Source organism: Telluria sp. GW821-FHT07G12, from assembly GCF_059418525.1.
In genome coordinates, this window is sequence record NZ_JBWKQA010000001.1 from 1,340,603 (window position 1) to 1,352,917 (window position 12,315).

17 protein-coding genes are annotated in these 12,315 nt (G+C 65.9%); 9 read left to right on the forward strand and 8 right to left on the reverse strand.

The window, feature by feature from the left end; all coding sequences use genetic code 11:
- The first annotated feature begins 42 nt into the window (after positions 1-42).
- Together AC07PE_RS06245 and AC07PE_RS06250 are read left to right on the forward strand one after the other, a co-directional pair.
- A complete protein-coding gene (locus AC07PE_RS06245) occupies positions 43-468 on the forward strand; it encodes a DUF1841 family protein (RefSeq protein ID WP_498762530.1) in 426 nt (141 codons plus the stop codon).
- Positions 469-529: 61 nt separating this feature from the next.
- Positions 530-2,071 (forward strand): aspartyl protease family protein, encoded by a 1,542-nt coding sequence (locus AC07PE_RS06250; protein ID WP_498762531.1) that lies wholly within the window; start codon positions 530-532, stop codon positions 2,069-2,071.
- A 94-nt stretch (positions 2,072-2,165) separates the two neighbouring features.
- On the opposite strand, the gene AC07PE_RS06255 is transcribed toward AC07PE_RS06250, so the two are convergent.
- Entirely contained in the window at positions 2,166-2,519 is a 354-nt protein-coding gene (locus AC07PE_RS06255) for a c-type cytochrome (RefSeq protein ID WP_498762532.1), read from the reverse strand.
- An 11-nt stretch (positions 2,520-2,530) separates the two neighbouring features.
- Complete coding sequence (locus AC07PE_RS06260) at positions 2,531-2,878, reverse strand: c-type cytochrome (protein WP_379776040.1); 348 nt, start codon at positions 2,876-2,878, stop codon at positions 2,531-2,533.
- Between the two features lie 176 nt (positions 2,879-3,054).
- Here AC07PE_RS06260 and AC07PE_RS06265 point away from each other — a divergent pair, with 176 nt between their 5' ends.
- The 3 genes from AC07PE_RS06265 to AC07PE_RS06275 are packed head-to-tail and all read left to right on the forward strand — an operon-like array spanning position 3,055 to position 5,669.
- Positions 3,055-3,909: an AAA family ATPase gene (locus tag AC07PE_RS06265; protein ID WP_498762533.1), complete on the forward strand. Its 855-nt coding sequence runs from the start codon at positions 3,055-3,057 to the stop codon at positions 3,907-3,909.
- Positions 3,906-4,496 (forward strand): GNAT family N-acetyltransferase, encoded by a 591-nt coding sequence (locus AC07PE_RS06270; RefSeq protein ID WP_498762534.1) that lies wholly within the window; start codon positions 3,906-3,908, stop codon positions 4,494-4,496. Before AC07PE_RS06265 ends, AC07PE_RS06270 begins: the two co-directional genes overlap by 4 nt.
- Before the next feature lie 3 nt (positions 4,497-4,499).
- Positions 4,500-5,669 (forward strand): vWA domain-containing protein, encoded by a 1,170-nt coding sequence (locus AC07PE_RS06275; protein WP_498762535.1) that lies wholly within the window; start codon positions 4,500-4,502, stop codon positions 5,667-5,669.
- On the opposite strand, the gene AC07PE_RS06280 is transcribed toward AC07PE_RS06275, so the two are convergent.
- Positions 5,670-6,281: a CPBP family intramembrane glutamic endopeptidase gene (locus AC07PE_RS06280; RefSeq protein WP_498762536.1), complete on the reverse strand. Its 612-nt coding sequence runs from the start codon at positions 6,279-6,281 to the stop codon at positions 5,670-5,672.
- 122 nt (positions 6,282-6,403) lie between these two features.
- Between AC07PE_RS06280 and AC07PE_RS06285 the strand changes: the two genes are divergently transcribed.
- Entirely contained in the window at positions 6,404-7,594 is a 1,191-nt protein-coding gene (locus AC07PE_RS06285) for a cation:proton antiporter (protein WP_498762537.1), read from the forward strand.
- Entirely contained in the window at positions 7,584-8,714 is a 1,131-nt protein-coding gene (locus tag AC07PE_RS06290) for a YbdK family carboxylate-amine ligase (RefSeq protein ID WP_498762538.1), read from the forward strand. The genes AC07PE_RS06285 and AC07PE_RS06290 overlap by 11 nt, the downstream gene beginning before the upstream one ends.
- Here the strand turns inward: AC07PE_RS06290 and AC07PE_RS06295 are convergent.
- A complete protein-coding gene (locus AC07PE_RS06295) occupies positions 8,711-9,046 on the reverse strand; it encodes a hypothetical protein (RefSeq protein WP_498762539.1) in 336 nt (111 codons plus the stop codon). The genes AC07PE_RS06290 and AC07PE_RS06295 overlap by 4 nt on opposite strands.
- An 86-nt stretch (positions 9,047-9,132) precedes the next feature.
- On the opposite strand from AC07PE_RS06295, the gene AC07PE_RS06300 reads away from it, so the two are divergent.
- Positions 9,133-9,579, forward strand: a complete 447-nt coding sequence (locus tag AC07PE_RS06300) for an SRPBCC family protein (protein WP_498762540.1) — start codon at positions 9,133-9,135, stop codon at positions 9,577-9,579.
- Here the strand turns inward: AC07PE_RS06300 and AC07PE_RS06305 are convergent.
- Entirely contained in the window at positions 9,569-9,919 is a 351-nt protein-coding gene (locus AC07PE_RS06305; protein WP_498762541.1) for an antibiotic biosynthesis monooxygenase family protein, read from the reverse strand. The genes AC07PE_RS06300 and AC07PE_RS06305 overlap by 11 nt on opposite strands.
- Positions 9,916-10,245: an NIPSNAP family protein gene (locus AC07PE_RS06310; RefSeq protein ID WP_498762542.1), complete on the reverse strand. Its 330-nt coding sequence runs from the start codon at positions 10,243-10,245 to the stop codon at positions 9,916-9,918. Before AC07PE_RS06310 ends, AC07PE_RS06305 begins: the two co-directional genes overlap by 4 nt.
- A 73-nt stretch (positions 10,246-10,318) precedes the next feature.
- On the opposite strand from AC07PE_RS06310, the gene AC07PE_RS06315 reads away from it, so the two are divergent.
- Positions 10,319-10,996 (forward strand): ArsR/SmtB family transcription factor, encoded by a 678-nt coding sequence (locus tag AC07PE_RS06315; protein WP_498762543.1) that lies wholly within the window; start codon positions 10,319-10,321, stop codon positions 10,994-10,996.
- A gap of 6 nt (positions 10,997-11,002) precedes the next feature.
- Here the strand turns inward: AC07PE_RS06315 and AC07PE_RS06320 are convergent, their stop codons facing one another.
- Positions 11,003-11,368: a hypothetical protein gene (locus AC07PE_RS06320; RefSeq protein WP_498762544.1), complete on the reverse strand. Its 366-nt coding sequence runs from the start codon at positions 11,366-11,368 to the stop codon at positions 11,003-11,005.
- Between the two features lie 73 nt (positions 11,369-11,441).
- On the reverse strand, positions 11,442-12,305 hold the full coding sequence (locus AC07PE_RS06325) for an STAS domain-containing protein (protein WP_498762545.1): 864 nt from the start codon (positions 12,303-12,305) through the stop codon (positions 11,442-11,444).
- Positions 12,306-12,315 lie beyond the last annotated feature (10 nt).

The window sequence follows — 12,315 nt, forward strand, 5'->3', positions numbered from 1 at the left end:
GCGCGCTACAATGGCGCCTGCTTTTCTTTCTGCGACCCCACCATGTTCACCCCCTCCTCCAACGACGTCCGCCGCTTCTTCTGCGAGGCCTTCCGCAAGCGCCGCGCCGGCGAGATCCTGACGCCGATGGACGCGATCGCCGCCGACTGGATCGACCAGCATCCCGAGTACCACGACGCCCTGCTCGACGCCGATGCCGCCGTGGCGCGCGACTACTCGGTCGAAGGCGGCCAGCCGAATCCCTTCCTGCACCTGTCCATGCATCTGTCGATCGCCGAGCAGGTCTCGGTCGACCAGCCGCGCGGCATCAAGGCCGCGCACGATGCACTGGCCATGCGCATCGGCGAACACGACGCCCACCACGAAATCATGGAATGCCTGGGCGAGATGATGTGGACCTCGCAGCGCAGCGGCCTGCCGCCGGATGCCGAAACCTATATCGACTGCGTGCGGCGCCGGGTGCGTTAAATCCGCAGGCCATATGCACGTTGAATTGCCATAAATGAAACTTTCCTCGTAGAATTTATGGATGAACTCTTCCCGCCGCCACGCGTTCGCGCGCCTGATCCTGGGCGCGGCCTGCGCCCTCGCCTCCTCCTCCCACGCGGCCGCCGAACCGGCGAAGTGCAGCTATAGGCCGATCGGCAAATTGCCGCTCCGATACGGCGGCCCCGGCCTGGAAATCACGACCCAGGGCACCATCAACGGCACGCCGGCCGAGCTGCTGGTCGATAGCGGCGCCTCCCAGACCTACCTGACGCGCACCGGCACCGAGCGGCGCGGCATCCGCGCCTACGCGACCGGCAGGCGCGCCACCGGCATCGGCGGCATGTCGCCGATCTACGCCTCGATCGTCAACGAATTCATCGTCGGCCCGGTGCGCGCCGGACGGAGCAACATGCCGGTGCTGGGCAGTTTCGGCTACACGCCTTCCTACGACGGCATCCTGGGCGCGCCCTTCCTGTTCCAGACCGACGTCGAAATCTCGCTGGCGGCAAAGGAACTGACCTTCTTCGTGCCCGAAAATTGCGGCGACGCCTTTCTCGGCTACTGGGGCGGCAACATAAGTGCGATCCCGCTGAGGCGGCATGACCAGAACCACATGAACCCGCATTTCCGGGTCCGTATCAACGGCGCGGAGGTGGAGGCGATGATCGACAGCGGCGCCGCCGTCAGCTCGATCACCAGCGACGCCGCCAAGCGCCTCGGGATCCCCTTCGACACGCCCGGCGTCACGCGCGGCGGCGACCTGGTCGGCATCGGCAACTACACGACTTCGCGCTGGTTCGTGACGGTCAAGCGCTTCCAGATCGGCGACGAGACCGTGGAAAACGCCGAGATGGCGGTGGAGGATTCCGGCATGAACAGCGCCCACGTGACGCTCGGCGCCGACTTCCTGCGCGCGCACCGCGTGCTGTTCGCGATGAGCCAGACCAAACTGTATTTTTCGTACGTGGGCGGAGAACCCTTCGGCCAGCGCCGCACGCTGGAACCCTGGGTCGTGGCCGAGGCGGAAAGCGGGAATGCCGATGCCCAGATGATGCTGGCCGAGGCGTACGGAAGAGGCAAGCTGGTGGCGCGCGACGATGCCCGCGCCTTCGACTGGCTGGAGAAAGCGGCGAAGGGCGGCAGCGCGCACGCCAACCTGCTCACCGGGCGCAACCTGATGCTGCGCCACGACTACGCCGCGGCCGTACCGCGCCTGCGCACCGCGCTCGACAAGCTGCCGGCCGAGCGCGACGGCGCCCTGCTGCTCTACATCGCCCGCGTGCGCAACGGCCAGGCCGACCTCGCGAAGTCGGAACTGGCCGCCACCTTCGCGCGCAGCGACAGCGACGAATGGCCCAAGCCGATCGCCGACTTCTATCTCGGCGCGCTGTCCGCCGACAAGCTGCTGGCGCAGGCGGCGGACGAGCGCAAGGAAGGCAAGGGGCGCCGCTGCGAGGCGCTGTCGGCGATGGGCGACTGGCACCGGGCGCACGCCCAGCCGGACCAGGCAAGGGCGCTCGACGCGCAGCTGAAGGCCGCGTGCGGCGATGGCGGGCAGACCTTCACCGCCATCGGCGACTGAGGGCGTTCGGGAAGGACGCCAGAAAAGCAAAGTCCGCCGGCGAGCCGGCGGACCAGAGAGAGACCGCTATCGTGCAGGCGAACCTGCGTACGGCTTACTTGCGAACCACCAGCGGGCCGGGCAGGCTTTGCAGGTAGGCCGCGATGTCGACCATGTCGCGGTCCGACAGCGGCTGGGCCATGCCGGCCATGATCGGGTTGTTACGGCCGTTCATGACCTTGTCGCCGCGCTTGTAGGCGGTGAGCGCATGCACCAGGTAGTCGGCGTGCTGGCCGGCCAGCTTCGGATAGCTCGGATCGATCGGGGTCTTGTAGTCGGCGCCGTGGCAGGAAGCGCAGTTGTACTTCTTGGTCAGCTCGGCGCCGCGCGCGGTGTCGCCGCCGGCAAAGGCGGACGCGGAGACCAGCAGCGCCGCGGTGCAGGACAGGGAAAGGATCAGTTTATTCATGGCGTCCCGGCTCATTTGGTGGGCGTGGCGGCCGACTGCTGCGAATAGTAGGCGGCGATGTCGGCGATGTCCTGGTCCGACAGCACCTTCGCGGTCGGGGTCATCTGCGGATGCTTGCGGTCGCCCTTCTTGTAGGCCTGCAGGGCGGCTTCGATGTATTTGGCGGACTGGCCGCCGATCATCGGCACCTGGTAGACCTCGGGGAAAGCGGTCTTGTATTCGGGGATGCCATGGCAGCCGATGCACTGTTCGATCTTGTTCGGAGCTGCTTTCGGATTGGCGACGATGTCGGCAGCGCCTGCGACGCCTGCCGCGCCGGCAGCGGCGGCAAACATCAGTACTGCTAATGATTTTTTCATGATTGGGAATCGTAAGGTTGAATCGGAACCGCAACTGCCCAAAAACTTAGCATTTGTACTACGAATAGCCGATTCTATATGAAGAACATGACTCAGTCTACAGAGCAACACTTTCGGCGCGCCCCGGGCATCTGTCTTATACTCGATGGCATTTCCCTAAACGACCGCGCACGCTCATGCACGCAACTCAACGCTTCGAAGGCAGCGACAACTACGTCGCCACCGATGACCTGAAACTGGCCGTGAACGCCGCCCTCACCCTGGCCCGCCCGCTGCTGATCAAGGGCGAGCCCGGCACCGGCAAGACCATGCTGGCCGAGGAAGTGGCGGCGGCGCTGAACATGCCGCTGCTGCAGTGGCACATCAAGTCCACCACCAAGGCGCAGCAGGGCCTGTACGAATACGACGCCGTCTCGCGCCTGCGCGATTCGCAGCTGGGCGACGAGCGCGTGCGCGACATCCACAACTACATCGTCAAGGGCGTGCTGTGGCAGGCCTTCACGGCGCCGGAACCGGTGGTGCTGCTGATCGACGAGATCGACAAGGCCGACATCGAATTCCCGAACGACCTGCTGCGCGAACTCGATCGCATGGAATTCTATGTGTACGAGACGCGCGAGATGGTGGTGGCCAAGCACCGCCCGCTGGTCATCATCACCTCGAACAACGAGAAGGAACTGCCGGACGCTTTTCTCCGCCGCTGCTTCTTCCATTACATCAAATTCCCGGACCGCGAGACCATGGCGGACATCGTCAATGTCCACTACCCGAACCTGAAGCAGGACCTGCTGGCGGCCGCGCTGGAGAACTTCTTCCAGCTGCGCGACGTGCCGGGCCTCAAAAAGAAGCCGTCGACCTCGGAATTCCTGGACTGGCTCAAGCTGCTGCTGGCCGAGGACATCCCGGTCGAGGCCCTGCGCAGCCAGGACGCGAAGACCATCGTGCCGCCGCTGCACGGCGCCCTGCTGAAAAACGAGCAGGACGTGCACCTGTTCGAGCGCCTGGTGGCAATGGCGAGGCACAACCGATGATCCGCGTCGACCCCGTCACCCTCGAATTCAACGGCGTGCGCCTGGAGCCGCTGGCCCTGCACCACGCCGATGGCCTGCGCGCCGCCGCCGCGGACGGCGAGCTGTGGAACCTGCGCATTACCTCGGTGCCGGCGCCGGAGGAGACCGAGCGCTACATCCGCACCGCGCTGGAGATGGACAACCGGCTGGCCTTTGCCGTCATCGACGTGCCGACCGGCCAGGTGATCGGCTCGACCAGCTACCACGACATCGTCCCCGGCGTCGACCGCGTCGAGATCGGCTACACCTGGTACGCGCGCAGCCGCCAGCGCAGCCACGTCAACACCAGCTGCAAGCTGCTGCTGCTCTCGCACGCCTTCGACACCCTCGGCTGCGCGGTGGTCGGCCTGCGCACCGATAACTTCAACCACGCCTCGCAGGCCGCGATCGAGCGCCTGGGCGCGAAGAAGGACGGTGCCATCCGCCACCACGCGCTGCGCCGCGACGGCACGGTGCGCGACACCGTCATGTACAGCATCCTGCGCGGCGAATGGCCCGAGATCAAATCGCAGCTGCACTATCGCCTCAGCCGGCATGCCGAGGCTTGAGCCATGCTGATCGGCTTCTTCTTCGCCCTGCGTGACGCCAAGGTCCCCGTCACGATCAAGGAATTCCTGACGCTGCTGGAGGCGCTGGAGAAGAACGTGATCGCGCCTTCGCTGGACGAGTTCTACTACCTCGCGCGCCTGACCCTGGTGAAGGACGAGGCCCATTTCGACAAGTTCGACAAGGCCTTCGGTTTGTATTTCAAGGGCATCGAAGCGGTGTTCGATGCGAAAGCCGACATTCCGCTCGACTGGCTGATCAAGCGCCTGGAGCGCGAGCTGACGCCCGAGCAGAAGGCCGAGCTGCAGAAGCTCGGCTACGACAAGCTGATGTCGCGCCTGGCCGAGCTGCTGAAGGAGCAATCGGCCCGCCACGAAGGCGGCAGCAAGTGGATCGGCACCGGCGGCACCTCCCCCTTCGGCAATGGCGGCACCAATCCAGAAGGGATCCGCATCGGCGGCAAGAGCCGCAACCGCACCGCGGTCAAGGTCTGGGAGCAGCGCGAATATAAAGACTACGACGGCGAGCGCGAACTGGGCGTCCGCAACATCAAGGTGGCGCTGCGCCGCCTGCGCCGCTTCGCGCGTACCGGTGCGGCGGAAGAACTGGCGCTCGACGACACGATCCGTTCGACCGCCAACAACGCCGGCTGGCTGGACATCAAGATGCAGCCGGAACGGAAGAACCGCATCAAGGTGCTGATGCTGCTGGACGTCGGCGGCACCATGGACGACCACATCGAGCGCACCGAGGAGCTGTTCTCGGCGGCGAAGACCGAATTCAAGAACATGGAGTTCTTCTACTTCCACAACTGCGTCTACGACTACCTGTGGAAGAACAACCGCCGCCGCAGCTCCGAACGCTTCCCGACCTGGGACGTGCTGCGCAAGTACCCGCCCGATACCCGCGTGATCTTCGTCGGCGACGCCACCATGAGCCCTTACGAGGTGCTGGCCCCGGGCGGCTCGGTCGAGTACAACAACGAGGAAGCCGGCGCCGAATGGCTGGCGCGCTTCTGCCACGCCTTCCCGAAGTTCGCCTGGCTGAATCCGGAGCCGGAGAGTTTGTGGCAGTACCGGCAATCCATCGCCGTGATCCGGCAGATCATGAATAACCGGATGTTTCCGGTCACGATCGATGGATTGGAACGGGCGATGCGCTTGCTGAGCAAGTAATCAGGCGCGCGTCTGGATCGCGTGCCGCACGATCAGCAAGCCCACGATATCGATCCACGCATGCACCAGGATCGAAGCGATCACCCCGACATACTCGAACACGAAGCCCAGCACCACGCTGCCGGCAAACACGCTGGCCGCCTGCGCGATCGTCGCGCCGTCGATCTTGCGGAAGCGGTACACCGGCACGTGCGTGAGCAGGAACAGCAGCGAGACGATCCACACGCCCAGCAGCGGTTGCAGCGCCGCGCGGAACAGCATTTCCTCGCCGATGGCGGCGGCGATGCTGATCCACAGCGGATTCAGGCCGCGCAGGTCCAGCCGTGCATAGCTCTGCACGGTCCTGGCGCTGGAGGCCGAGCTGGACGTCAGCTTGTACAGCAGCCAGCAGACGACGGCCGCGATCAATGCCAGCACCTGGCCGACCAGCAACTGGGTCAGCGGCCCGGCCGGACGGCTGAAGACGGTCAGCGGCTCGGGCCGGTTGAACCAGATGATGGGGGCGGCGATCAGGCAGAAAACCAGGCAGGTCAGGACTTGCGAGACAAGACGGATGGGCGCGCGGGCCGTGGTCGGCGGCGGCGGTGTATCGATATTCGGTGTTTGGGTCATCCCGCCATTTTATCCCAGCGCAGACGCCCCGCTCTTCCAGTCTTCCTACACGCAATCGTGCGCGCAGGACCCTCTTGTAGAATCGGCTCACACATCATGCCATTTTGACAAAAGGAGCGTGCATGCCGGACCTGTTGGCGATCCTGAGCAGTCTGTCCTGGCCGGTCGCGATCACGCTGGCCTGGCTGGCCGGTGAATTCGGCCAGCGCTGGACCGGTCTGCCGCGCATCAGCTTCTATGGCCTGGTCGGCTTCCTGCTGGCCGCGCCCCAGCTGGGCGTGCTGCCGCGTCCCGAAGCCGGCACCGCGCTGCTGCTGGCCGACGTCGCCTTTGGCCTGATCCTGTTCGAGCTCGGCTACCGCATCAACCTGCGCTGGCTGCGCACCAATCCGTGGATCGGCGTGTCCGGGCTGGCGGAAGCGCTCCTCACCTTCCTTGCCGTGTATTACATCGCGCGGGCTTTCGGCGTGGCCGTCATCAATGCGCAGATGCTGGCCTCGCTGGCTATGGCGACCTCGCCCGCCACCGTGGTCCGCGTGATCAACGAACAGAAAAGCTCCGGCCAGGTGACGGAGCGTGCCCTGCACCTGTGCGCCCTGAACTGTGTGCTGGCGGTATTCGCCTTCAACGTCAGCGTCGCGCTGTGGATCTTCCGCACCTCCGAGGACGTCGGCGATGCCCTGCTGAACAGCCTGGTGGTACTGGCCGTGTCGGCTTTCAGCGGCGCGGTGTTCGGCCTGGTCGTGCCGGCGGTGCTGCGCCTGCTGGGCAAGCTGGCCCAGGACGCCACCGTCGCCTTCGCGCTGGCGGTGATCCTGCTGGTCTCGATCACCTATACGCTGGGTCTGTCGCCGGTGGTCGCCACCCTCGCCTTCGGTCTGATGGCGCGGCATCGGCGGGTCGCCTTCAGCCAGGCGCAGCGCAACTTCGGCGCTCTGGGCGAACTGCTGACCGTGGTGCTGTTCGTGTTCGCCGCCTCCACGCTGGACTGGGAAAAGATCCTCGCCGGCGGCGCCATGGCCGTGGCGCTGGTGCTGGCGCGCCTGCTGACCAAGCTGCTGGGCGTGACGGCCTTCGCGCATCTGGCCGGCATCTCCTGGCGCAAGGGCGCGCTGACCGGAGTCGCGCTGGCGCCCCTGTCCGTGTTCGTGATTCTCCTGATCGAGCATGCGCGCCACGCCGGCGTGCAGGTGGTCGAGGAGCTGCGCGCGATTGCCGCGGTGACCATGCTGCTCGAAGTGTTCGGACCCATCATCCTGCAGCGCGCCCTGGTGTGGGCGCGCGAAGCCCCGGAGCCGCGCCATGCCGCTTGAAGCCTTCGCCACCTCCGAGCCGCTGACCTTCGGGGTCGAGCTCGAGCTGCAGCTGGTCAGCCTGTCGGATCTCGACCTGACCCCGGCCAGCCCCGACCTGCTGCACCTCCTGAAGCGCAAGCCTTTTCCCGGCAACGTGACACCGGAAATCACGGAGAGCATGATCGAGATTAACTCGAGCGTGCAGACCCATTACCGCCCGCTGCTGGCGGAACTGCAGGAGATCCGCGATACCCTGGTCGCCGCCGGCGACGTCCTCAACATCGGCATCGCCGGCGGCGGCACGCATCCCTTCCAGCACTGGTCGGAGCAGCGCATCTCCTCCAAGCCGCGCTACCAGGAGCTGTCGACCCTGTACGGCTACCTGGCCAAGCAGTTCACGGTGTTCGGCCAGCACGTGCACATCGGCTGCGCACATGGCGACGACGCGCTCTACCTGCTGCACGCGCTTTCGCGCTACATCCCGCATTTCATCGCGCTGTCCGCCTCCTCGCCCTTCGTGCAGGGCATTGACGCCGGCTTCGATTCGGCGCGCCTGAATTCCGTCACCGCCTTCCCGCTGAGCGGCCGCGCGCCCTTCGTGCTGGACTGGGACGACTTCTCCAAGGTGTATTTCGCGAAGATGGAGCGTACCGGCATCATCAAGAGCATGAAGGATTTTTACTGGGACCTGCGGCCCAAGCCGGAGTACGGCACCATCGAGCTGCGGGTGTGCGACACCCCGCTGACGGTGGAGCGCGCAGCAAGCCTGGCGGCCTACCTGCAGGCGATCTGCCGGCACCTGTTGCAAAGAAAAGATGCGCCGCCCCTCGAAGACGACTACCTGGTCTACAACTACAACCGCTTCCAGGCCGCGCGCTTCGGCCTCGACGGCGTGATCACGCACCCCAAGACCTACGAACAGCTGCCGCTGCGCGAAGACATCCTCGCCACCCTCGACCAGATGGAACCGCACGCCCAGGCGCTGGGCAGCGTGGAGGCGCTGCTGCACCTGGCCGCCGCGGCCTCGGAGGGCAGCGATGCGTCCTACCTGCGGGCGCAGTACGAACGCCAGGGCAGTTGCGAAGGCATGGTGAATGCGGCTATCCAGCGTTTCCGGGGCGAGCGGCGCCTGCACTAATTGCCGGCGAGCAGCGATGCATGCCAGTCCGCGTAGGGCGTGTTGACGGCAAGCCGCCGGTTGAAATCCGGCGCACCATCGGTCCACCACACGGGACCGCGCTCGCCCAGTGCGCGCTTGGCCTCGTCGACCGCGGCGCGGGCCTCGCGCTCCGCTGCCGCATCGCCGGCCTTCTTCGCGAGACCGACCTGGCGGCGCGCCTTCATCAGTTTATCGACCAGTTCCTGGCGCAGTTCCGGCGCCAGCGCGGGATTGGATGTGCGCCACAAGCGGCCGTCGACCACGAAGTAGCGGCCGTCCGGCGTGACGGGATATTCTCGAGGAGTCGGCATGAACTCACTGTAGCATGTCGATTCCGCCGCACCCCGTTCGTCGTAGCATCAGAGGGTTCTCCTCTGCCAACGATAAGGAAGAGATCATGTCCACGAATACCGTCGAATTGCACCGCGTGCTGAAATCCAGCGCCGACCGCGTCTACCGCGCCTTCACCACCGCCGGCGCCTTTGCCAAATGGCTGCCGCCGCATGGCTTCATCGGCACCGTCCACGAGATGGACGCCAGGGTCGGCGGCCGCTACCGGATGTCCTTCACCAATTTCACCACTGGCCATAGCCATTCCTTCGGCGGCGAATACCTGGAACTGGAACCGGGGCAGCGCCTGCGCTACTCGGCCGAATTCGACGATCCGCACCTGCCGGGCCGCATGCAGACCACGGTGAGCTTGCGCGAGGTGTTCTGCGGCGTCGAGGTGAGGATCACGCAGGAAGGTATCCCGGCCGCGATTCCGGCCGAGGCCTGCTACCTGGGCTGGCAGGAATCGCTGGAGCTGCTGGCCAAGCTGGTCGAGGCCGAGGTCAGGGATTGATGGGCAGGCGTGGGGCGTCGGCCGGCGCCTCCTCGCGCTCGCGCAGGCCGTAATCACGCACCACCTCGGCCACGCGCAGCCGGTAGTCGCGGAAGACGCCCTGCCGCCCGCGCATCTGCGCTTCGCGGTGCAAGGCCAGGTTACGCCAGCCTTTGACCGCTTCCTCGTCGCGCCAGAAGGACAGCGACAGGATTTTTCCCGGCTGTGCCAGCGACTCGAAGCGCTCCACCGACATGAAGCCGTCCATCGCTTCCAGTTCGGCGCGCAGCGCGGCCGCGGTATCCAGGTAGTCCTGCCGATACGCCGGATCTGGCTCGACTTCGAAGATCACGGCGATCATTGCAGCGGCTCCGGCTGGAACGTGCCCTCGACCAGCTCGGTGAAGGTCCGCTCTTCGCGCAGGATGAAGCGCTGCTCTTGCGCGAAGGCGAAGTTGGCACGCGCTTCCTCGTCCAGCTTCAGGCGCGCGCGGTAGGCTTCGTAGGCAGCCAGGCTGTCGAAGCCGACCAGGCCCCAGGCCTCGTAGTTCGTTCCCTCGTGCGGCAGGAAGTAGCCGAGCACGCGGCCGCCCAGGCGCGGGATGATGCGGCCCCAGTTGTCGGCGTAGCGTTTGAATTGTTCTTTCTGGAACGGGTCGATCTCGTAGCGGATGAAGCAGGTGATCATGGGGTCTCCTCGTTGATGAATGAGACCACTGTAGTCTTTTGCCATGTCGCGATGCTTCGGTTAGGATCGAAGCATGAAAGATGGACCGAACATTACGAATATCGCCGCCATGATCGGCGACCACGCGCGCGCCGAAGTACTCACCGTCCTGATGAGCGGAATGGCGCTGACCGCGACCGAACTGGCCAATGCCGCCGGCGTCACGCGCCAGACCATCAGCACGCACCTGGCCAAGTTGGCGGATGCGGGCCTGCTGAGCGTCGAGTCGCAGGGCCGGCACCGCTACTTCCGCATTGCCGATGCCGAGGTGGCCCAGCTGCTCGAATCGCTGATGGGCGTGGCCTTCGGCACCGGCGCCGTGCGCGTGCGCTCGAGCCCGCGCGAGCCGGCGCTGAGGAAGGCGCGGGTCTGCTACGACCACCTGGCGGGCGAACTGGGCGTGCTGGTCTACGAGAGCCTGGCGCGCCGCGGCGCCTTTGCGCTCGGCGCCGACGGCATCGCGCTGACTTCACAAGGCCAGGATCTGGTGCGCGCACTCGGCATCGACGCCGCCACGCTGCCCGTCTCGCGCCGCCCCTTCTGCCGCACCTGCCTGGACTGGAGCGAGCGCCGCCATCACCTGGCCGGCCAGCTCGGCAGCACCCTGCTGGACCGCTTCCAGCAACTGGGCTGGGCCAGGCGCGTGCCGGACTCGCGGGTGCTGGCGTTTACACCGGACGGCGAAACCGCCCTGCGCGCCTGGCTGGCCTAGTGTCGATCAAGTCGCCAGCGCCGGCGCCTTGAACGCGCCTGGGCGCAGGATGCGCGACAACAGCGGCCGCTTGACGGGCGCCGGCATGCGGCTGTCGACCAGGTCTTCCCATTTCACGCGCAGCTGCTCGCAGGTGGCGCGCAGCACCGGCTCGGCGTCCGGCAGGCGCGCCAGGGCGTCGAGGTGGCGCTCGATCACGGCGGCCAGCTTCACGCAGGGGCCGCCGTCATCGCTGCCCGCCGCGCCCGGGCTGCGTTGCGTGCTGCGCAGTGTGTATTGGGACATCAGGTGCAGCAGGGCCGCGACCAGCAGCGCGTGGCGGGTGCTCGGCGTGCCCGATGCGGGGCTGTCGTCCAGGTAATCGTCGTCCATGGAAGCTCCTTTTCTTCATGAGAATGATTCTCATTTAGATTATGGAGGCAGTTTGCCGCCTGCGCAAGCGAATTCAGGATGCCCTGGCAATGCCCGTCGTCCCGGTCCGCTCGAGCGCGACCAGGAAAGCATCGGCCAGGGTGGCCTTGGTGGTCACGTTCTGCAGGTCGACCCCGAGATGAACGATGGTCTGGGCGATCTGCGGGCGGATGCCGCTGATGATGCAGTCCGCGCCCATCAGGCGCGCGGCGGCGATGGTCTTCATCAGGTGCTGCGCCACCAGGGTATCGACGGTCGGCACGCCGGTGATGTCGATGATGGCAATCGTGGCGCCGGAATCGACGATCTTCTGGAGGATGTTTTCCATCACGACCTGGGCTCGCATGCTGTCGAGGGTGCCGATCAACGGCAAGGCCAGCACGCCGTCCCACAACTTGATGACCGGCGTGGAAAGCTCGAGCAGTTCCTGCTGCTGGCGCACGACGACCTGGTCGCGGCCGCGCTGGAATACCTCGACCGTGTACAGGCCGAGCTTGTCCAGCAAGGTGCTGAGCGCCCAGAATGCAGCCGCCAGGACGGCCGGCTGATCGGCAAGGCCGGTGCGCAGGACGGCAAAGATCGGCTGCTTGACCGAAAACACGAAGGTGGCGGTTTCGCTGGAGGTGGAGCCTGCTTTTGCACGCGAGGACGACACGTCGTCCAGGACGACGCGCATCCCGCTCCAGCCCCGGCTGTCGATGTCGCCGGGGCTGTCGTCGCGCAGGGCGGCAACGAATGCGCCGAGAAAATCGTCGCATTGGCTGCGCTGCTCGTCTTTCCTGACGCGCCTGCTGCCAAGCACGACCGTGTCGAGCCGGGCTTCCCACTCCGCCAAGATGGCACTGCGGTGCTCCTGGAGCAGCTCGGCGATCGCGGGGAAATAGCTTGTGTCGGTCATTGTCGGGTCC